Annotated in this window: 14 protein-coding genes; 6 read left to right on the top strand and 8 right to left on the bottom strand. The window is 69.6% G+C overall.

Features of this window, described 5'->3' with window-relative positions; translation table 11 throughout:
- The first annotated feature begins 146 nt into the window (after positions 1 to 146).
- Positions 147 to 1,172 carry an ATP-dependent 6-phosphofructokinase gene (locus tag ACFU6I_RS10915; RefSeq protein ID WP_384363844.1) on the top strand — a complete coding sequence of 342 codons (1,026 nt, stop codon included), beginning with the start codon at positions 147 to 149 and terminating at the stop codon, positions 1,170 to 1,172.
- A gap of 144 nt (positions 1,173 to 1,316) precedes the next feature.
- On the opposite strand, the gene ACFU6I_RS10910 is transcribed toward ACFU6I_RS10915, so the two are convergent.
- The 3 genes from ACFU6I_RS10910 to ACFU6I_RS10900 all read right to left on the bottom strand — a co-directional run bounded on the left by ACFU6I_RS10910 (position 1,317) and on the right by ACFU6I_RS10900 (position 4,690).
- A complete protein-coding gene (locus ACFU6I_RS10910) occupies positions 1,317 to 1,940 on the bottom strand; it encodes a helix-turn-helix domain-containing protein (RefSeq protein ID WP_384363864.1) in 624 nt (207 codons plus the stop codon).
- A 384-nt stretch (positions 1,941 to 2,324) separates the two neighbouring features.
- Positions 2,325 to 2,999, bottom strand: a complete 675-nt coding sequence (locus tag ACFU6I_RS10905; protein ID WP_384039460.1) for a response regulator — start codon at positions 2,997 to 2,999, stop codon at positions 2,325 to 2,327.
- Positions 2,996 to 4,690, bottom strand: coding sequence for an ATP-binding protein (locus ACFU6I_RS10900; protein ID WP_384363842.1), 1,695 nt, complete (start codon positions 4,688 to 4,690; stop codon positions 2,996 to 2,998). Before ACFU6I_RS10900 ends, ACFU6I_RS10905 begins: the two co-directional genes overlap by 4 nt.
- Before the next feature lie 130 nt (positions 4,691 to 4,820).
- On the opposite strand from ACFU6I_RS10900, the gene ACFU6I_RS10895 reads away from it, so the two are divergent.
- The 3 genes from ACFU6I_RS10895 to trxA all read left to right on the top strand — a co-directional run bounded on the left by ACFU6I_RS10895 (position 4,821) and on the right by trxA (position 7,151).
- Complete coding sequence (locus ACFU6I_RS10895; protein ID WP_384363840.1) at positions 4,821 to 6,185, top strand: cation:dicarboxylate symporter family transporter; 1,365 nt, start codon at positions 4,821 to 4,823, stop codon at positions 6,183 to 6,185.
- Positions 6,186 to 6,401: 216 nt separating this feature from the next.
- The gene (locus ACFU6I_RS10890; protein ID WP_327244276.1) at positions 6,402 to 6,806 is read left to right on the top strand and encodes a MerR family transcriptional regulator; all 405 of its coding nucleotides are present in this window, start codon (positions 6,402 to 6,404) and stop codon (positions 6,804 to 6,806) included.
- Positions 6,807 to 6,809: 3 nt separating this feature from the next.
- Positions 6,810 to 7,151, top strand: a complete 342-nt coding sequence (gene trxA, locus ACFU6I_RS10885) for a thioredoxin (protein ID WP_384363838.1) — start codon at positions 6,810 to 6,812, stop codon at positions 7,149 to 7,151.
- 10 nt (positions 7,152 to 7,161) lie between these two features.
- Here the strand turns inward: trxA and ACFU6I_RS10880 are convergent, their stop codons facing one another.
- The 5 genes from ACFU6I_RS10880 to ACFU6I_RS10860 all read right to left on the bottom strand — a co-directional run bounded on the left by ACFU6I_RS10880 (position 7,162) and on the right by ACFU6I_RS10860 (position 16,501).
- Complete coding sequence (locus ACFU6I_RS10880; RefSeq protein WP_384363836.1) at positions 7,162 to 8,106, bottom strand: TIGR04222 domain-containing membrane protein; 945 nt, start codon at positions 8,104 to 8,106, stop codon at positions 7,162 to 7,164.
- Between the two features lie 321 nt (positions 8,107 to 8,427).
- A complete protein-coding gene (gene glgB, locus ACFU6I_RS10875; protein WP_384363834.1) occupies positions 8,428 to 10,908 on the bottom strand; it encodes a 1,4-alpha-glucan branching enzyme in 2,481 nt (826 codons plus the stop codon).
- Between the two features lie 104 nt (positions 10,909 to 11,012).
- Entirely contained in the window at positions 11,013 to 12,416 is a 1,404-nt protein-coding gene (locus ACFU6I_RS10870) for a maltokinase (RefSeq protein ID WP_384363832.1), read from the bottom strand.
- A gap of 312 nt (positions 12,417 to 12,728) precedes the next feature.
- Positions 12,729 to 14,435: a maltose alpha-D-glucosyltransferase gene (gene treS / locus ACFU6I_RS10865; protein WP_384363830.1), complete on the bottom strand. Its 1,707-nt coding sequence runs from the start codon at positions 14,433 to 14,435 to the stop codon at positions 12,729 to 12,731.
- The gene (locus tag ACFU6I_RS10860; RefSeq protein ID WP_384363828.1) at positions 14,432 to 16,501 is read right to left on the bottom strand and encodes an alpha-1,4-glucan--maltose-1-phosphate maltosyltransferase; all 2,070 of its coding nucleotides are present in this window, start codon (positions 16,499 to 16,501) and stop codon (positions 14,432 to 14,434) included. Before ACFU6I_RS10860 ends, treS begins: the two co-directional genes overlap by 4 nt.
- Before the next feature lie 926 nt (positions 16,502 to 17,427).
- Here ACFU6I_RS10860 and glgP point away from each other — a divergent pair.
- Both glgP and ACFU6I_RS10850 read left to right on the top strand, forming a co-directional pair.
- Complete coding sequence (glgP, locus tag ACFU6I_RS10855) at positions 17,428 to 20,031, top strand: alpha-glucan family phosphorylase (RefSeq protein ID WP_384363826.1); 2,604 nt, start codon at positions 17,428 to 17,430, stop codon at positions 20,029 to 20,031.
- 204 nt (positions 20,032 to 20,235) lie between these two features.
- On the top strand, positions 20,236 to 21,468 hold the full coding sequence (locus tag ACFU6I_RS10850) for an alginate lyase family protein (protein WP_384363824.1): 1,233 nt from the start codon (positions 20,236 to 20,238) through the stop codon (positions 21,466 to 21,468).
- Positions 21,469 to 21,471: the final 3 nt, after the last annotated feature.

Genomic DNA, 21,471 nt, shown 5'->3' with positions numbered 1-21,471 from the left:
GGCACTCCGTCCGGTGCGGTGCCGGTGCAGGAGTCGGTAGCGCGAGGTCCAGACCTGACGTGGGACAATCGTTGTGGCTCACGGTACGGGGGATTCTGTAGTCGCCCCCGAAATGCACGGCACTAGCGAGCAGGAGATACAGCACGATGCGCATCGGAGTTCTCACCGCAGGCGGCGACTGTCCGGGCCTGAACGCAGTGATCCGGTCGGTCGTGCACCGCGCCGTGGTGGGTCATGGTGATGAAGTCATCGGCTTCGAGGACGGGTTCAAGGGACTCCTCGACGGTCACTTCCGTCCCCTCGACCTCAACGCGGTCAGCGGCATCCTCGCCCGCGGCGGCACCATCCTCGGCTCGGCCCGGCTGGAGCGCGACCGGCTCCGCGAAGCGGCCGAGAACTGTGACGAGCTGAGCCGCCGTTACGGCATCGACGCGCTGATCCCGATCGGCGGCGAGGGCACCCTCACCGCGGCCCGGATGCTGTCGGACGCCGGAATGCCCGTCGTCGGCGTCCCGAAGACCATCGACAACGACATCTCGTCCACCGACCGCACCTTCGGCTTCGACACGGCGGTGGGCGTCGCCACCGAAGCCATAGACCGTCTCAAGACCACGGCCGAGTCGCACCAGCGGGTCATGGTCGTCGAGGTGATGGGCCGGCACGCGGGCTGGATCGCGCTGGAGTCCGGCATGGCGGGCGGTGCGCACGGCATCTGTCTGCCCGAGCGGCCTTTCGAGGTCGCGGACCTGGTCAAGATGGTCGAGGAGCGCTTCGCACGCGGCAAGAAGTTCGCGGTCATCTGCGTGGCCGAGGGCGCGCACCCGGCCGAGGGCTCGATGCCGTACGCCAAGGGCGAGATCGACCAGTACGGCCACGAGCGCTTCCAGGGCATCGGCAACCGGCTCGCGGTCGAGCTGGAGACCAGGCTCGGCAAGGAGGCCAGGCCGGTCATCCTCGGCCACGTCCAGCGCGGCGGTACGCCGACCGCGTACGACCGTGTGCTCGCCACCCGCTTCGGCTGGCACGCGGTCGAAGCGGCGCACCGGGGCGACTTCGGCCGGATGACGGCGCTGCGCGGCAACGACATCACGATGGTCCCGCTCGCGGACGCGATCACGCAGCTGAAGACGGTACCGATGGACCGGATGTACGAGGCGGAGTCGGTGTTCTGACCGGTTCCGGGCGGGCCGGTGACGTCCGGCCCGTCCGGCGTTCGAGGGCGCGGAGGCCGCCCCGTCGGGCCGCGTTCCTTCGGATCAGGCCGGATCGGGGCGCGTGCCGGACCCCGCGGCCCGGCACGACCCGAACGACAGGCCCTACACGCCCGCCGTCTCCCAGAACCGCTCCACGATCCCGTCCAGGAACGCCCGCCCGGCCTCCCCGTCGGACCCCACCCGCTCCGCGCCCCCCGTGCTCCAGCTCAGCGTCGACACCATCAGCGCCTGGTAGTCCCCGTGCAGCCGCTCAAGCACGTCCTGCAGCAGCCGCCGCTCCAGCGGCACCAGCTTCGCGACCGGCCGGGTGTACGCCTGCCAGCGCGTCGTCACCGCACCGCGCAGCAGCTCCGCCAGCTCGTCGTAACGCCCCGTCGCCGTCACGAAGCCGGCCGCCGACAGCCCCAGCGCCTCGCTGAGCGCCGCGGACTGCCGCTCGTTGCCGCGCCAGTGCCCCGACTCCTCCATCCGCAGATAGGCGGACATCTCCAGCCCCACCAGCCGCGCGAGCTCGTCCGCGGCCAGACCCTGGGCCACCCGGTGCTCCCGCAGGGAGCGGGCGGCCGTCAGCAGGTCGCCCGGCGCGCACCACAGGACTCCGGCCAGCGCCGTGAGTTCGTACTCGGTGGGCAGCGCGAGACCGCGTTCCCAGGCGGTGACGGTGTCCGCGCTGATCCGGAGTCCGTACTGGGCGCCGAGACCGTACGCGACATGGCCGGGCGCCATCCCCAGCGCCTCGCGCAGTCGGCGCGCGGCGGGGGCGTTGAAGGGCGGTGTGGGGTGCACGGCCCCACCGTAGGAGTCGGGACACGGCCTGACTACGGTGTGTTCGACCGAGAGCACGGCTCGTAGGAACGTCCAGGTCGGCGGCGTCCCCCGCCGGTGCCCGCTCGTCCCCTGACCGCGCCGCCCAGGGCGAACCCCCTCGCCCAGTCGGCGAGGATCAGTGGGACGGTGGGGCGCACGGGCACGACCTCCTCATGGCCACGAAGGCCGAGGCCGTGACCGTGGGACGGCCCGTCGACGAGGTCAATGCCCGTGCAGGAAGCGCTGGTTGTGCCGCCAGGGGCCTTCTTCCGGATCAGGCCCCAGGAGTGTGGTCGCGGTCGTTCACCGCGACGCGGCCACCCACCGGTAATGCAGCTCCGGCCGTCCGATCTGCCCGTACTGGGGGCTGCGAACGGCGCGCCCCGTCGACACCAGATGCTCCAGATAGCGCCGGGCGGTGATCCGCGAGATGCCCAGCTCCACGCCCGCGGCCGCTGCCGTCACCCCGTCCGGGGAGGCCCGCAGAGCGCGCGTCACCGCCTCCAGCGTCGGGCCGCTCAGCCCCTTGGGCAGCCGGACCGGCTGCGGCGCCCGCAGCGCGCCGAGCGCCCGGTCCACCTCGTCCTGCCCGCTCGCCTCACCGGCCGCCGCACGGAACTCCGCGTAGCGGACGAGGCGGTCGCGCAGGGTGGCGAAGGTGAACGGCTTCAGCACGTACTGGACGACACCGAGCGACACCCCTTCCCGGACCACCGCCAGATCACGCGCCGACGTCACGGCGATGACATCCGCCGCGTGCCCGGCGGCGCGCAGAGAGCGCAGCAGCTGCAGACCGTGCCCGTCGGGCAGATACAGATCCAGGAGCAGCAGATCGATGGGGGTACGGTCCAGTGCCCGTACTGCCTCCGCACGCGAATGAGCGACCGCGGCCACGGTGAAGCCGGGGACCCGGCCCACATACAGCTGATGGGCGTCGGCGGCCACGGGATCGTCCTCGACGACCAGCACCTGGATCATGGGGTGGGCTCCTTGGGGGCGTGCGCGGACTCGGACGGCACGGGCGCGGGCGGCAGCGGCAGTCGTACGGTGAACTCCGCACCGCCGTCCGGGCCCCCGCTCAGGGTGACCGTCCCGCCACCCCGGTGCACGGCCTGCTGCACGAGCGCCAGACCGAGCCCGCGACCGGCGCCGTGCGTGGACCAGCCGCGGTGGAACACCTGCGCCGCGTCACCGGGATCGACCCCGGCACCGGTGTCGGCGACCCGCAGCAGCAGCTCGCCGTCATCGGCGAGCGCGGTCACGGTGACCCGGGCACGGACCGGGCGGCCCGCCGGACCACCCCGCCGGCCGGGAACGCCTCCGGCGGGGGAGGGGCTCGTCGCCGCCTCGGACGCCGCATCCACCGCGTTGTCGATCAGATTGCCGAGGATCGTCACCAGATCGCGCGACGACAGCGTCTCTGGCAGTGCCCCGTCGTCGATCAGGCTGTCGTCGGCGAGCACCAGCTCCACCCCCCGCTCGTTCGCCTGCGCCGCCTTGCCCAGCAGCAGGGCCGCCAGCACCGGTTCGGCGACGGCGCCGACGACCCGGTCGGTGAGGGCCTGGGCCAGCTCCAGCTCCGCCGTGGCGAAGCCGACAGCCTCCTCCGCCCGGCCGAGCTCGATCAGCGAGACGACCGTGTGCAACCGGTTCGCCGCCTCGTGCGCCTGCGAGCGCAGCGCCTGGGTGAAGCCCCGCTCCGAGTCCAACTCGCCGGACAGCGCCTGAAGTTCCGTGTGGTCGCGCAGGGTCACGACCGTGCCGCGCTGCTCGCCGCCCACCACCGGACGGGTGTTGACCACGATCACCCGGTCCGCCGTCAGATGCAGCTCGTCGACCCGCTCCTCGGATGCGAGCAGCGCCCCGGTCAGCGGCGGCGGGAGCTCCAGATCGGCGACCCGGCGCCCGACCGCACCCGGGGGCAGCCCGAGCAGCTCCCGGCCCGCGTCGTTGATCAGCGCGATCCGGCGCTGCCCGTCGAGCATCAGCAGCCCCTCGCGCACCGCGTGCAGCGTGGCCTGGTGGTAGTCGTGCATCCGGCTCAGCTCGGCGGCGTTCATGCCCTGCGTGTGGCGCCGCAGCCGGGCGTTGATCACATACGTACCGACGCCGCCGAGCGCGAGCGCCCCGCCCGCCGCCAGTCCCAGCGCACCGAGCTGGGCCCGCACCTGCGAGGAGACCCGCTCGACCGTGATGCCCGCGCTGACCAGACCGGTGATCCTGCCGCCGTCCAGGATCGGGGTGACGACCCGGATCGACGGGCCGAGCGTGCCGGTGTACGTCTCCGAGAACGTCTCGCCGCGCAAGGCCTGCGCCGTGTGCCCGAGGAACGTCTCGCCTATCCGATCGGCATCGGGGTGCGTCCAGCGGATCCGGTCCGGGCTCATGATCGTGACGAAGGCGATCCCGGTGTCCTTGCGGACCTGCTCCGCGTACGGCTGCAGCACGGCGGACGGGTCCGGGGTGCGGATCGCCTCCCGTACCGACGGGGAATCGGCCACCGCCAGAGCCGCGGCCCGGACCTGCCGGGCCGCGGTCTCCTCCGCCTGTGCGCGGCCGGAGACGTACGCGAAGAAGGCGCATCCGGCCACCACGGCCGCCACCAGCACCACCTGCATGGCGAAGAGCTGACCGGCCAGGCTGCGCGGACGGGTCCGGGGGAGACGCATGGTCACAGTGTGCCTGGCCGAAAACATATGAACGAAATGAACGTAAGGGTGACCGCCGTCACAGGGAGCGGGATATTCGCCGAGACCCCCAGGGACGGGGGACCGACCGGGACGAGCCGAGGAGAACCCCGTGGGAGTGCCAGCCGCCAGGCGGGACCGTACGCATTATCTGTATCTCGCCGTGATCGCGGCTGTGGGCCTCGGCATCCTGGTGGGCTTCGTGGCCCCCGGGTTCGCCGTCGAGCTCAAGCCGATCGGTACCGGCTTCGTGAACCTCATCAAGATGATGATCTCGCCGATCATCTTCTGCACCATCGTGCTGGGCGTCGGCTCCGTCCGCAAGGCCGCCAAGATCGGCAAGGTGGGCGGCCTTGCGCTCGGTTACTTCCTGGCCATGTCGGTGGTCGCGCTGGCGATCGGCCTGGTCGTCGGCAATGTGCTGCACCCCGGCGACGGCATGCACCTCACGCAGACGGTGAAGGATGTCGGCCACACGGCGGCGAGCGACGCCGCCGAAGGGCCGGTCGACTTCCTGCTCGGCATCATCCCGACCACCTTCGTGTCGGCCTTCACCGGTGGCTCGGTGCTCCAGACCCTGCTGGTCGCGCTGCTCGTCGGCTTCGCGCTGCAGGCCATGGGCACGGCCGGTGAGCCGGTGCTGCGCGGGGTCGAGCACATCCAGAAGCTGGTCTTCCGCGTCCTGTCCATGATCATGTGGGCGGCCCCGGTGGGCGCGTTCGGCGCGATGGCCGCCGTCATCGGCGAGACCGGTGTGGACGCGCTCAAGGCCCTCGCCACGATCATGCTGGGCTTCTACATCACCTGCATCCTGTTCGTGGTCCTGGTGCTCGGCACACTGCTGCGCCTGGTGACCGGGGTGAACCTCTTCCAGCTCCTGAAGTACCTGGGCCGCGAGTTCCTGCTGATCCTCTCCACGTCCTCCTCCGAGTCGGCGCTGCCGCGCCTCATCGCGAAGATGGAACACCTGGGCGTCAGCCGCCCGGTCGTCGGCATCACCGTGCCCACCGGGTACTCGTTCAACCTCGACGGCACGATGATCTACCTGACCATGGCGTCGCTGTTCATCGCCGACTCGATGGGCCAGCCGCTGGCGCTGGGCCAGCAGATCTCGCTCCTCCTCTTCATGATGATCGCCTCCAAGGGCGCGGCCGGTGTGTCCGGTTCCGGCATCGCGGTGCTGGCGAGCGGGCTCCAGTCGCACAAGCCCGCGCTGGTCGACGGCGTCGGCCTGATCATCGGCATCGACCGCTTCATGAGCGAGGCCCGTGCCCTCACCAACTTCGCGGGCAACGCCGTCGCCACGGTGCTCATCGGCACCTGGACCAAGGAGATCGACAGGGAACGGGTCGGCCAGGTGCTGGCCGGCGCCATCCCGTTCGACGAGAAGACGCTCACCCAGGACGATCCGCACGGCGCGACGGAGGTTCCCGGGCCCAGGGACGGCGGGAAGGCGGACGTGACGGCGAAGGTCTAGTGCCGGGAGAGGCACGAGTCACGCGCGCGATGCGGGGCCGGTACGGGAACGTCCGTACCGGCCCCGCCCCTTTTCTGCTCCCGCGTTGTCGACGGCACCGCGCAGCCGGCGGCAAGCGGGACGAACGAGTGGGCGGGCCCCATCCGTCACCTGCGCAGCGGAGACAGGGAGTTCCGGGCTTGCCTTGACGTCCGCGTCAAGGATTACCGTCGACACATGCGAATCGGGGAGCTGGCCGAGCGGGCCGGGACGACGACGCGGACCCTGCGCTACTACGAGTCACGCGGGCTGCTGCCTGCGCGGCGGGCCGTGAACGGGTACCGCACCTACGACGAGGACGATCTGCGCCTGCTGCAACAGATCCGGACCCTGCAGGACTTCGGGTTCGAACTGGAGGAGACCCGACCGTTCGTCGACTGTCTGCGTGCGGGCCATCCGGCCGGTGACGCCTGCCCCGCCTCGCTCGCCGTCTACCGGCGCAAGCTCGGCGAGCTCGACTCGCTCATCGAGCAGCTCCAGTCGGTCCGCGCCCAGGTGGGCGCCGAACTCGCGAGGGCCGAGCTGGAGGCCGAGGCCGAGCTCCCCGGCGGTCCGGAACCACGTTGTGAACTGGGAGGATGACAGATGATTCATGCAGAGGGCGTGGCCGAGGTCACCGACACCACCTTCGACGGGGAGGTACTGGAGGCCGAGCTTCCCGTCCTGGTCGAGTTCACCGCCGACTGGTGCGGGCCGTGCCGCCAGCTCGCCCCCGTGCTCAGCGCCGTCGCCGCCGAGGAGGCGGACCGCATCAAGGTCGTCCAGCTCGATGTCGACCACAACCCCGGGATCACGAGCCGGTACGGGGTGCTGTCGATGCCGACCCTGATGGTGTTCCGGTCCGGCGAGCCGGTGAAGTCGATGGTGGGTGCCCGACCCAAGCGCAGGCTCCTCCAGGAGCTGGAGGACGTGTTCGGGACGGTGTGAGCCGCAACGCTCAGTAGTTCCCGCCACCGCAGCTGCTGCTGCCGCAGCTGTGGTGGTGACCCCCTCCGTCGTACGAGGAGCCGTGCGAGCCGTAGGAGTCGTGGGAGCCGCCGTACCCGTGGGAGCCGTGGCCGCTCCCGCTCACGTAGTTGTCCGGGTTCTCGTCGGCGGAGTCCGAATCAAGTGCCTTCCCGTACTTGATCAGCATCCGTCCCACCGACGGCAGACGCCCCCCGCCCCTGTTCCATCGCTGAGAGCGTCGGCGCTCGCCCGGCAGTCCTCCCCGCCCGTCGAACACCACGGCCCCGAGCGCGGCCGCGGCCCATGGCTCGCTCGTGCGGAGCGTTGTGAGGCGACGGCGTCCCATCGGAGTCAGTGGGCCGCGCGCGGGACACAGCACGCGCACGGCCAGACAGGAGAAGCCCACCACGAGAAAAGGAGCCGTCTGCCGCAGCCCGTGAGGGGCGGCGAAGGCGGCCAGGACCGCCGTGCCGCACACCACGGCGACCAGGACCCGCGCGGCGAACAGCCGGGCCCTTGCGCGGGGCGGGGTCATGAGAAGACCGTACGAGACGAGGCGGTCGCCGATCTCGCGTACGGCCCCGGCCCGTACCGCCCGTACCCGCAGCAGCGTCGGCGTCGTGGAGCCCGCGGTCCGCCATTTTTCGACCACGGCCCGCTCCACCGGATTCTCGGGTTCCGTCCAGGGCTCGGGCAGACGCAGCCGCCCACCCGACCCGATCACGACGTTGTTGTCGCTGCCCCACAGGGTATGGAGCGCCGCCTCCACCACCCGCTCGGGCCCGCCCGCCAGGAAGGCCGCATCGTAGGGACTCAGCTCGGAAGCGCTCTCCCGGCGCCGCCACGGCAGCAACCGCCGCCCGGACAGAGCCAGGCAGGAGGCGGCGCCGACCAGCGCCGCCAGGGAGTCGATGAGCGTGAGTGCGGTCCACATGGCAGCCCCCGATCCGGACGCGCTCCGGACGAATGTGCGTATGCGAGGGGTATCTCCGCCTGACGCCCGCCCAACCCGAACAAGCCCGATTTCAGAGCTTGTTCTGAGCTTTCTCCCATTTTCTCCGAGCGCCCCCTGCTCACGGCCCGGTGCGTGTCCGACGTGAAAGTCGGTTCTTGCGGGCCCGGGTCACGGCGATGAGCACGATGCGCACGACCCCTTCTGCGAGTACATCCACGCCTGCGCCCGTCCCCGTCCCCGTCCCCGTCGGCGACGGCGCCGGGTTCGCGGGACATCGGCCCCGCGAACCCGCCGCCGGCCTCACGCCGGCTGCAGCCAGACCGTCGCAAGCGGCGGCAGGGTCAGAAGAATGCTGCTCGGCCTGGAGTGCGCGCCCACCGATTCGGGCTTCAGCGGCCCGGTGCTGTGCACGTCGCTGCCGCCGTACCGGGCCCTGTCCGTGTTGATGACCTCTGCCCACGCCACCGGGTCGCCGAGCACGTCCGGGACCCCGATCCGGTAGTCGTGGCGCACCACCGGGGAGAAGTTGCAGACGCCGAGGAGCGGTGCTCCGTGCGCGTCGTAACGCAGGAAGGCGAACACGTTGTCGTCGGCCGCATCGCCGACCACCCACGCGAAGCCCTCCGGCGACGTGTCACGCTGCCAGAGCGCGGGAGTCCTGCTGTACACCGTGTTCAGATCGCCGACCAGGGTGCGTACGCCCCGGTGGTCGCTCTCCGCCGCGTACGACGGGTCGAGCAGCCACCAGTCGGGGCCGTGTCCCTCGGACCATTCCGCGCCCTGGGCGAACTCCTGTCCCATGAAGAGGAGTTGCTTGCCGGGGTGGGCCCACATGAAACCGAGGTAGGCCCGGTGATTGGCGCGCTGCTGCCACCAGTCGCCGGGCATCTTGCTGACCAGCGACTGCTTGCCGTGCACGACCTCGTCGTGCGAGATCGGCAGCACGTAGTTCTCGCTGTACGCGTACACCATCGAGAACGTCATCTCGTTGTGGTGGTACTTGCGGTGCACCGGCTCCTTCGACACGTACTCCAGGGAGTCGTGCATCCAGCCCATGTTCCACTTCAGCCCGAAGCCGAGACCGCCGAAACCGCCGGGGCCGACATGATGCGTGGCGCGCGTGACGCCGTCCCAGGCCGTGGACTCCTCGGCGATGGTGACGACACCCGGATTGCGCCGGTAGACCGTGGCGTTCATCTCCTGGAGGAAGGCGACGGCATCCAGGTTCTCCCGGCCGCCGTGCTCGTTCGGAGCCCAATCCCCGTTCTCGCGCGAGTAGTCCAGGTAGAGCATCGAGGCGACGGCATCGACTCGCAGCCCGTCGATGTGGAACTCCTCGCACCAGTACGTGGCGTTGGCGACCAGGAAGTTGCGGACCTCGGTACGGCCGAAGTCGAATTCGAGCGTGCCCCAGTCGGGGTGCGCGGCCCGGGCCGGGTCCGAGTGCTCGTACAGCGGACGGCCGTCGAACTCGGCAAGTGCCCAGTCGTCACGCGGGAAGTGCGCGGGAACCCAGTCGACGATGACGCCGATGCCGGCCCGGTGCAGTGCGTCGATGAGGTACCGGAAGTCGTCCGGTGAGCCCATCCGTGAGGTCGGGGCGAAGAAACCGGTGACCTGATAGCCCCAGGAGCCGCCGAACGGATGCTCGGAGACCGGCATCAGCTCCACATGCGTGAAACCCAGATCACGTACGTAGGCGGGGAGTTGATCGGCGAGCCTGCGGTACGTGAGGCCGGGTCGCCAGGACGGCAGATGCACCTCGTAGACCGAGAACGGTGCCTCGTGCACGGGTACGTCCCCGCGGTGCGCCATCCACTCCTGATCCCGCCACTCATGGTGCGAGGCCGTCACGATCGAGGCGGTGGCGGGCGGGACCTCGGCATGCCGGGCCATCGGGTCGGCGCGCACCGTGTGGGAGCCGTCCGGACGGCAGATGTCGAACTTGTAGAGCGTGCCCTCCCCGATCGTGGGAAGGAACAACTCCCAGACCCCGGTCGAACCGAGGGAGCGCATCGGGAAGCCCGTGCCGTCCCAGTAGTTGAAGTCCCCGACGACCCGGACCCCGCGGGCATTGGGCGCCCAGACGGTGAACCGGGTACCGGTGACACCCTGGTGCTCCATGGGCTGCGCACCGAGGGCCGTCCACAGTTCCTCGTGCCGCCCCTCGCCGATCAGATGCAGATCGAGATCGCCGAGCGCCGGCAGGAATCGGTACGGATCCTGCACCTCGATCTCGTTGTCCTCGTAGCCGACCAGGAGCTGGTACTCGGGGACGGTGGGCATCGGCAGCAGCCCGGAGAACAGCCCGTCACCGTCGTCGTGAAGCTCCGCCCGCAGGCCCTTGGCGAGCACGGTCACGGAACGCGCGTACGGACGCAGCACCCGGAGCACCACACCGCCGCGGACCATGTGCGCGCCGAGCAGATCGTGCGGTGCGTGGTGCTCACCGGCGAGCAGCCGCCCGCGGTCGCCGTCGTCGAGGGCACGCACCGTCCGGACCCCGCGGCCACCGCCGCCCGTGCGCCGGGCACGGGACGGTGCGGCAGCGGCCCGCTTCTCCGCCCCCTTCTTCCGCTTGGCGGGGGAAGGCGTCGGGGCCGAGGGACTCGCAGGTGCTGACGGTGCCGCGGGGGCCGGAGCCGCTTCCGGCGTCGCCGGAGTCACGTCGGTTGCGGGTGTCGCGGCGGGCCCCGGGGGCGCGGGCTCGACGGGCGTCGGCGGGAGCGACGCGGCCACGGTGGGATCGGGCGCGGTGCGGGACGGCTTGCGGGCGGTCACAGGGACTGCCTCCTCGGGGGTGTGGGTGAATCGGGGCGGGGCGGGGCGGGGCGTGACGGGCGGGGGAACGCAGCCGTGGCCGAAACCGGGCGGTGTGCGGCGCATCAGTCGACGGCGGCGGCCAGACGTTGGATGGCGGCCATCGGCACCGGTAGCCAGTCGGGCCGGTGCCGGGCCTCGTACACCACCTCGTACACCGCCTTGTCCGTCTCGTGGGCCCGCAACAACTCCGGTTCGCTGCGCGGATCGACGCCGGCGGCCTCCGCGTACCCGTCGCAGTAGGCAGTCCGGCAGTGGGCCGCCCACTCGGCGTTCCAGGGCCGATGGGAGCGGGCCGCGTAGTCGAAGGAACGGAGCATGCCCGCGATGTCGCGCACCGGAGGCTGCGGACGGCGGCGTTCCAGAAGGGGCCGCGCCGGCTCGCCCTCGAAGTCGATCAGCGACCAGAAGCCGTCGGCCGCGCGCAGGGTCTGGCCGAGATGCAGATCGCCGTGCACGCGCTGTGCGGCCCAGCTGCGGCCCCTGTGGCCCAGTGCGGCAACGGCGTCGAACGCCGTACGCAGCCCGGGAACATACGGCACCAGCGCCGGCACCGCGTGGGCGGCCGCCTCCAGCCGTTCCATCATCCCGGCGGCGAGATCCTCGGTCTGGGAGCGGCGCAGCACGGGCGTCGGCAGCGCGGTGGCGAGCGCCGTGTGCACCTCGGCGGTGGCGCGTCCGAGTGCGCGGGCCTCACGGGTGAAGTCATGGCCCGTGGCCAGTGCCCGTAGCGCAAGCTGCCAGCCGTCCTCCGCGCCCCGCAGGAAAGGTTGGAGAACGCCGAGGGTGAGCGGCTCCGATGCTGTCGCCTCGAACCAGGCGACGGGTTCCGGAACCCGACCGCAGCCCTCCCGGGAGAGGGCGCGCGGCAGTTCCAGATCGGGATTGATCCCCGGGAAGACCCTGCGGAAGATCTTCAGGATGTAGGCGTCGCCGTAGACGAGCGAGGAGTTGGACTGCTCCGTGTCGAGCACGCGCGGGGTGAGCCCGGCGGGGATGGGGGCGGCGCCCCGGTCGAAACGGAGGGGGCCGAGGGTGCCGGGGGTGCGCAACCGTTCCAGCAGAAGTTCGGCGAGCCGCGGATCGTGCAGCCCCTCGTAGACCGCCAGACCGGCCAGTGGACCCCCCTTCACATGACCGATGAGGGCGGGGGCGAGCCATGGTGGCAGTGTGGCCCGGACTCCGAGCAGCATCTGGTAGCAGTCATCGGGCGAGGCCGGCATGGACGGCTGATGGACCCGGACCAGCAGATGGAGCAGCCCGGGTCCGTTGCCGGCGCTGCTCCCTGCGGATTCGGGATCAACCGGCAGTATTTCGGTCGCCGAGGCAAGGGAGAAGGCCGTGACCGGCTGACCCTTGCCTGCGAACCACCGCTGCCGGGGCAGCCACTCATGCAGCAGTGGGGCGAGTGACGGGAGTAGTGCTGTGCTGTTGGCGAGGGCGACCCGAGTGGATGCAGCCTTCGACATGGCATCGCGTCCTTTCCCCGGGCACACCACAGGATGCGAAGAGTGTCCCGGATTGCGGCAATAGCTGTCCGGCTGTGCGGGACGTGTCGGGTCAGGATGGTCCGTACGGACTCGACATGCAGGGCTCCAAGAACCCCGGAAGCCCCCTGAGGCTCCCGCCGGACTCCGAAGGACTCCGGCGAACTCCGCCGAACTCCGAAGCACTTCGGTGAATTCGGGGAGAGAAGCCCTGAAGAGCTCGATGTGGGGGAGATTGCCCCGTGCGGGGCGGCGGAAACCGCCCCGCTGGGTATGTGCGGAAGTGGCGCCGCATCAGATCGACGGCACGTCCTTGCGCAACCTGAACCAGTAGAACCCGTGCCCGGCGAGAGTCAGCAGGTAGGGCCACTGGCCGATGGCGGGGAAGCGCACCCCGCCGATCAGCTCCACCGGATGACGCCCGTTGAACGTGCGCAGATCGAGCTCCGTCGGTTGTGCGAACCGCGAGAAGTTGTGCACGCACAGCACGAGATCGTCCTTGTACTCACGGGTGAAGGCGAGCACCGCGGGGTTCGAGGACGGCAGTTCGTTGTACGAGCCGAGACCGAAGGCCCGATTCTGCTTACGGATCTCGATCATCCGCCGCGTCCAGTGCAGCAGCGACGACGGCGAGGCCATCGCCGCCTCGACGTTGGTCACCTGGTAGCCGTAGACCGGGTCCATGATCGTGGGGAGGTAGAGCCGGCCCGGATCGCTGGAGGAGAATCCCGCGTTCCGGTCGGGCGTCCACTGCATCGGGGTGCGTACGGCATCCCGGTCGCCCAGCCAGATGTTGTCGCCCATCCCGATCTCGTCCCCGTAGTACAGAATCGGGGAGCCCGGCAGCGACAGGAGCAGAGCCGTGAACAGCTCGATCTGGTTGCGGTCGTTGTCCAGGAGGGATGCGAGACGCCGCCGGATGCCGATGTTGGCCCGCATCCGCGGGTCCTTGGCGTACTCCGCGTACATGTAGTCGCGCTCTTCGTCCGTGACCATCTCGAGCGTGAGCTCGTCGTGGTTGCGCAGGAAGATGCCCCACTGGCAACCGGACGGAATCGCGGGGGTCTTCGCCAGGATTTCCGAGACCGGATAGCGGCTCTCGCGGCGCACGGCCATGAAGATGCGCGGCATCACCGGGAAATGGAACGCCATGTGGCACTCGTCGCCGCCGGCCGGGAAGTCGCCGAAGTAGTCGACGACGTCTTCCGGCCACTGATTGGCCTCGGCGAGCAGCACGGTGTCCGGGTAGTGTGCGTCGATCTCCTTGCGCACCCGCTTGAGGAACTGGTGGGTCTCCGGCAGGTTCTCGCAGTTGGTGCCCTCCCGCTGGTACAGGTACGGCACGGCGTCGACGCGGAAGCCGTCGATACCGAGATCCAGCCAGAACCGGAGGGCGGAGATGATCTCCTCCTGCACCGCCGGGTTCTCGTAGTTGAGATCCGGCTGGTGGGAGAAGAACCGGTGCCAGTAGTACTGCTTGCGCACCGGGTCGAAGGTCCAGTTGGACGTCTCCGTGTCGACGAAGATGATCCGCGCGTCAGGGAACTGCTTGTCGTCGTCGGCCCAGACGTAGTAGTCGCCGTACGGCCCGTCGGGATCGCTGCGTGACTGCTGGAACCAGTCGTGCTGATCGCTCGTGTGGTTCATGACGAAGTCGATGATCACGCGCATCCCGCGATGGTGCGCGGCATCGACGAACTCCACGAAGTCGGCGAGATCGCCGAACTCCGGAAGCACGGCGGTGTAGTCGGAGACGTCGTATCCGCCGTCGCGCAGGGGCGACTTGAAGAACGGCGGCAGCCAGAGACAGTCGACGCCCAGCCACTGCAGGTAGTCCAACTTGGCGGTGAGGCCCTTGAGATCGCCGATGCCGTCGCCGTTGGAGTCCTGGAAGGACCGGACGAGGACCTCGTAGAAGACGGCGCGCTTGAACCAGTCGGGATCCCGGTCCTTGGCAGGGGTGTCCTCGAACGTGTCGTGGACGGGCTCATTGACAATCATGGTGTGGGTGACCCTCCGGTCGGCGGGGACGGTCGCAGGACGACGACGTGCGCGGGCGTGACGCCCGGCTCTAGGCGCACATAGAAGTTCCTGCCCCAGTGATAGGTGTGGCCGGTGAGCTCGTCGCGCACCGGCACGGTCTCGTGCCAGTCGAGGCCGAGTTGCGGCATGTCCAACGAGACCGTGGCCTCCTGGGTGTGGTGAGGGTCGAGGTTGACGACCACCAGAACGATGTTCGAACCCGAGCGCTTGCTGTAAACGATCAGGGCGTCGTTGTCGGCGGCGTGGAAGTGCACGTCGCGCAGCTGCTGCAGGGCGGGATGACGGCGCCTGATCCGGTTGAGCGAGGTGATGAGCGGAGCGAGGGAGCGGCCCTCGCGCTCCGCCGACTCCCAGTCCCTGGGCCGGATTTCGTACTTCTCCGAGTTCAGGTACTCCTCGCTGCCGGCCCGCACCGGGGTGTTCTCGCACAGCTCGTATCCCGCGTACATGCCCCAGGACGGCGAGAGTGTGGCGGCGAGCACGGCCCGCGCCTCGAAGGCCGGGCGTCCGCCGTCCTGGAGATAGCCCGGCAGGATGTCCGGGGTGTTCACGAAGAAGTTGGGCCGCATGCAGGAGGCCGCTTCACCGGCCAGCTCGGTGACGTACTCCGTGAGCTCCTGCCTGGTATTGCGCCAGGTGAAGTACGTGTACGACTGCTGGAAACCGACCGTGGCGAGCGCATGCATCATCGCGGGGCGGGTGAACGCCTCGGCCAGGAAAATCACATCGGGGTCGGTGCGGTTGATGTCGGCGATGACCTTCTCCCAGAAGATCACCGGCTTGGTGTGCGGATTGTCGACGCGGAAGATCCGTACGCCGTGGTCCATCCAGAACCGCAGGATGCGGAGGGTCTCCGCGACCAGCCCCGGCAGATCCTTGTCGAAGGCGATCGGATAGATGTCCTGGTACTTCTTGGGCGGGTTCTCCGCGTACGCGATCGTGCCGTCCGGGCGGTGGTGGAACCACTCGGGATGTTTCTCCACCCATGGATGGTCGGGAGAGCACTGGAGCGCGAAGTCCAGAGCGATCTCCATACGGAGGGTGCGGGCGGTCTCGACGAAGTGATCGAAGTCGTCGAGCGTGCCGAGATCGGGGTGGACGGCATCGTGACCGCCCTCGGCCGAACCGATCGCCCACGGCACCCCCACGTCGTTGGCGCCCGGGGACAACGAGTTGTTCGGGCCCTTGCGATGGGTGGTCCCGATGGGGTGGACGGGCGGCAGATAGACGACGTCGAACCCCATGGCAGCAACCGCGGGAAGCCGCTCGGCGGCAGTACGGAAGGTGCCGCTGACAACCCTTCCCCGGTGCCCCTGCCCCTGCGGATGGTCCACCGCCTTCGCCGTACTTCCCCTTCTCGTGGCCTTTGCCGCCTTTGTCGGCTCGGCCAACTCGAACCTGGCGCCCTCCGACCGCGGGAAGAATTCGTACCAGGAACCGAACAGGGCCCGTCGGCGCTCGACGACGAGGGGGAGCGGGCGGGACGCGGTCACCAGTTCGCGCAGAGGATGGCGGGCGAGCGCGGCGGTGGCCTCGGGGGCGAGCGCGGCGGCGAGCCGCGCGGCGGCCGGACGTGACTCGTCGCGCAGCGCATCGGCCGCGGCCAGCACCGCCTCACGCCCGTCCCGTTTCGGTACGCCCCCGGCAGCCCGCTCGTAGAGCTGGGCGCCCTCCGCCAGGACGAGCGCGGTGTCGATCCCCGCCGGGATCTTGATCTGTGCGTGCCGGCGCCAGGTGGTCACCGGATCGCTCCAGGCCTCGACCGTGTACGTCCAGTGCCCCTCGGAGTCCGGCGTGACATCGGCGCCCCAGCGGTCGGTGCCGGGAGCGAGTTCATGCATCGGTGTCCACGGGCCCGGGCGGCCGCTCGGATCCCGCAGAACGGCATTGGCGGCGACCGCCTCGTGTCCCTCACGGAAGACGGTGGCCGTGACCTGGAAGGTCTCACCGGCAACGGCCTTGGCGGGCCTCCTGCCGCAATCGACGAGAGGACGGACGTCGAGGACGGGAATGCGACCGATCATGGAATCACCTGGGGACTGGAGCTCGGGCTGCACGGAACGCGGTGCGGGCGTGGAGAGAGGTGTGCGTACGCCGCGACTGTGAGGGTCCGTCCTTTCTAGCTGTTCCGTTGACGGCTGATGGGGTGTGAGCATGGTCGCTCCTGTCCGCATTCACTCGAATGGCACTCGAATGGCCGGGGCGCGGGTGTGGTGCGCGGGTGAGTACCGCATCGCACCGGACGCGTACGGACTGCATACGAACCGCTGCCGGATCGCAGTTGATCCGCATTAGGGCTGTATTCGGGCTGTGTACCGCAGAAGCCTTCCCACGGTTGTCGGGGGGCCAATCCGGTGGTTTGTTAACTACTCGGGCGTAGCGGTGAAGGTCTGAATACGCCGGGCTCCGCCCCGTGTGCGGAGGCTCGTGGAAGACCGCCCTCAACCTGCGCCGAGGCAGCGTCGGTGGCCTCGAACACGCCTGTCCGCATCGCCGGTGCCGGTCGTGGGCGTCGCCGTGTCAGTCCCATGAACCGAAACCTCCTCCTCGACGTGGTGCGCGCCGCACGGAGTCGCGTCGAAAGCGGTCGGTCCGCCTCGACCCGACCCCCGTACACGCCACTGGGCAGCCTTCCCTGTGCCGTGAAGGGCCACAAGGCCGTACGAGGGGGTGGAATCGGCCATAACGCCCGTGGCGGATGAGCACCGATCTGCGGAAGGGGGCGGTGGGGCGGACGAGACGCAGAGGGCCGCTGATCCGACGCCGGACTGCGGAGGCGACGCGGCCGGGGCGGATCCGGGGCGGGCGGCTCGCCGGGGTCCGTTCGATGTGAGCCGGTCGCGCGCCGTGGTTGCGGAGTACGGCACACCGCTACCGTCGAGGGTGACGGAGTGACGCACACCGTTGTGCGTCCCCTCGGATTCGTACGTCCCCTGTAAAGGTGGAATACGTGAAGGCCATTCGTCGATTCACCGTGCGTCCTGTCCTCCCCGATCCCCTTCAACCGCTCAGCGGCCTCGCCCGCAACCTGCGCTGGTCCTGGCACACCGAGACACGTGAGCTCTTCCAGGCCGTCGACCCGGGGAGCAGACGGGCGGCGGACTCCGACCCCGTGCGCCTGCTCGGAGCCGTCTCCGCCGGGCGCCTTGCCGAGCTGGCCCAGGACCAGCAGTTTCTGCACCGGCTGGCCGAGGTGTCCGCCGCGCTCCAGGAGTACCTCGACGGTCCGCGGTGGTACCAGGAGCAGCTGGCGCAGGGTGCGGAACTGCCCGCCGCCGTGGCGTATTTCTCGCCCGAATTCGGTGTGACCGCAGCCCTTCCGCAGTACTCCGGCGGACTCGGCATCCTTGCCGGAGACCATCTGAAGGCCGCCAGCGATCTGGGCGTGCCCCTCGTCGGGGTCGGCCTGCTCTACCGGCACGGCTACTTCCGGCAGAGCCTGTCGCGCGACGGCTGGCAGCAGGAGCACTATCCCCTCCTCGACCCGAATGAACTGCCGCTCACCCTGGTGCGCGAGGCCGACGGAACACCGAGCCGCGTGGTACTGGCCCTTCCGGGTGGTCGCTCGCTCCACGCCTGCATCTGGCAGGCCCAGGTCGGCCGCGTTCCTCTGCTCCTGCTCGACTCCGACGTGGAGGAGAACGCGCCGGGCGAACGCGACGTCACGGACCGGCTGTACGGCGGTGGCAGCGAACACCGACTGCTGCAGGAGATGCTGCTCGGCATCGGAGGCGTACGAGCCGTGCGGACCTACTGCCGGCTCACCGGGCACGCGGCCCCGGAGGTCTTCCACACCAACGAGGGGCACGCAGGTTTCCTCGGTCTTGAACGCATCCGTGAACTCTCCGGAACCGGGCTGGATTTCGACTCCTCGGTCGAGGCGGTGCGGGCCGGCACGGTGTTCACCACCCACACCCCGGTGCCTGCCGGAATCGATCGCTTCGACCGGGAGCTCATCGCCCGTCACTTCGGCGACGACGGTGAACTGCCGGGTGTCGGGGTCGAGCGGATCCTGCAGCTCGGTATGGAGACGTACCCCGGTGGCGAGCCCACCCTCTTCAACATGGCGGTCATGGGCCTGCGGCTTGCCCAGCGGGCCAATGGCGTCTCCACCCTGCACGGTGCGGTCAGCCGGAAGATGTTCGCCGGGCTGTGGCCGGGCTTCGACGCCGCAGAGGTGCCGATCACCTCGGTGACCAATGGCGTTCATGCGCCCACCTGGGTCGCCCCCGAGATCTTCGGGTTGCGAGCCCGGTACGGCGGCACCCCGGGACGCTGGGATGCCGCGGCCGGAATCCCGGACCGTGAAATCTGGGACCTGCGGCGGACGCTGCGCGAACAACTGGTGACCGAGGTGCGCACGAGGCTTGCCGCCTCCTGGCGCACGCGTGGTGCGGAGCCGGCCGAACTCGGCTGGATCGACGGCGTGCTGGACCCGGACGTGCTGACGATCGGCTTCGCGCGCCGCGTGCCCTCGTACAAGCGGCTGACCCTGATGCTTCGTGACCGCGACCGGCTGATGCAGCTGCTCCTCCACCCGACGCGGCCGATTCAGATCGTTGTCGCAGGCAAGGCACACCCCGCTGACGACAGCGGGAAACGGCTGGTCCAGGAACTGGTCCGGTTCTCCGACGACCCCAGGGTCCGCCACCGCATCGTCTTCCTGCCCGACTACGGGATGGCCATGGCGCAGAAGCTCTACCCCGGCTGCGACGTCTGGCTCAACAACCCGCTGCGGCCCCTGGAGGCCTGTGGCACGAGCGGGATGAAGGCCGCGCTCAACGGCTGTCTCAACCTGTCCGTGCTCGACGGCTGGTGGGACGAGTGGTTCGAACCCGACTTCGGCTGGGCGATTCCGACCGCCGACGGGTCCGCGATGGACGAGGACCGGCGTGACGAGCTGGAGGCGAACGCCCTCTACGAGCTGATCGAGGAGCGGGTGGCACCGCGCTTCTACGACCGGGGCGACGACGGGCTTCCCGGGCGCTGGGTCGAGATGGTCCGCCGCACCGTGAGCACGCTCGGCCCCAAGGTCCTCGCCGGACGCATGGTGCGCGAGTACGTCGAGCGGCTGTACGCCCCCGCCGCGCTCGCCCACCGCTCCTTGGACGCCGCCACGGCGCGGGAGCTCGCGGACTGGAAGGCACGGGTCCGTGCTGCCTGGCCGCGGGTCACTGTCGACCATGTGGAGGCCGTGGCGCCCAGCACGGTCGGCGGTTCGGCCGAGCTGGGGGCGATGCTGGGGCTGCGTGTCCGGATTGCTCTCGGAGCACTGGAGCCGGACGACGTGGAGGTGCAGGCGGTGGCCGGGCGGGTCGACGCCGCCGACTCGATCTCGGACGCGCAGTTCTTCCCGCTGAAGTCGGGCGGAGGCCAGGACCTGGAGGGCCGCTGGCTGTACGAAGGCCCGCTCGCCCTCGATCGCACGGGCCCCTACGGCTACACGGTGCGAGTGCTTCCCGCTCACCCGCTGCTGGCAACCAGCGCGGAACTCGGCCTGGTCGCACTGCCGACGGAGGCGACGGGTGACGGTGCGGGCCTGCTGATGCGCTGACCACCCGTCCTCCCCGGGGCCCGGCACCTGTGAGGTGCCGGGCCCCTTCGTCTTCTGAACGCAAGACCTTGACGTGTTCATGATATGCATTTAGGTTCCTCACTCATTACGGAGTTCACAGCTCGACTCAAAGTTCATGTCTGTGAACTGGACTGGTCTTGAACGGAGTTGCTGGACCACCCCCCGCACCGGAAGGCACCCCACATGCGTACCGGATCCATCGGGCGCGGCCTCGGCCTCGCCACCGCCCTGGCCGCACTTCTCACCGCGGTCTTCACGGCCCCGGCATCGGCAGAGAGATCCGCACCCGCCGCGAACGCCCGCGAGGTGAAGGCCGCCAAAGCCGCCGCCCCCGCCTCCTTCACCCACCCCGGCGTCCTGGTCAGCCGCCCCCAACTCGACTTCGTACGTGCCAAGGTCCAGGCCGGCGCACAGCCCTGGAAGAGCGCGTACGACCAGATGCTGGCCAGCAAGTACGCCTCGCTCACGCGCACCGCCAAGCCACGCGCCATCGTGGAGTGCGGCTCGTACTCCAACCCCAACTACGGCTGCACCGACGAACGCGAAGATGCGATAGCCGCCTACACCCTGGCGCTCGCCTGGTACATCACCCAGGACAGTCGCTACGCCCAGAAGTCCATCGAGATCATGGACGCCTGGTCGGCCGTCATCCAGGACCACACCAACAGCAACGCCCCGCTTCAGACCGGTTGGGCCGGCTCCTCCTGGCCGCGGGCGGCCGAGATCATCAAGTACACGTACGGCAGCTGGCCGAACTCCGCCCGCTTCGGCACCATGCTGCGCAACGTGTACCTCCCCAAGGTCATCAACGGCTCCCACAGCAACGGGAACTGGGAACTGAGCATGACCGAGGCCGCGATCGGCATCGCGGTCTTCCTCGAAGACCGCACCGCCTACGACAAGGCCGTCACCAAGTTCCGTGGACGTGTTCCCGCGTACATCTACCTCGTCTCGGACGGAGCCCTGCCGAAGACCGCACCCGGCAGCGGCCTCGACACCCGCGACAAGATCATCACGTACTGGCAGGGCCAGTCGACCTTCATGGACGGACTCTCCCAGGAGACCTGTCGCGACCTCACCCACACCGGCTACGGACTCTCCGCCATCTCCCACATCGCCGAGACCGGCCGGATCCAGGGACAGGATCTCTACCCCGAGATCGCCGACCGCCTCCGCCACGCACTGGGGCTGCATGCCAAGTACCAGCTGGGCGCGGCAGTCCCGTCATCGCTCTGCGGAGGGAGTCTCACGGACAAACTCGGCCCGATCACCGAGGTCGGCTTCAACGCCCTGCACAACCGGATGGGCATCGCCATGACCAACACCCAGACCCTCACCGAACAGCAGAGGCCCGCCGGATCCAACAATCTGTTCGTCGCCTGGGAGACCCTGACCCACGCGAACAACCCCAACTGACCC

The sequence above is a fragment of the Streptomyces sp. NPDC057486 genome, from assembly GCF_042802415.1.
GTDB classification, from domain to species: domain Bacteria; phylum Actinomycetota; class Actinomycetes; order Streptomycetales; family Streptomycetaceae; genus Streptomyces; species Streptomyces yanii.
This window is presented reverse-complemented; position numbering and strand designations above follow the sequence as displayed.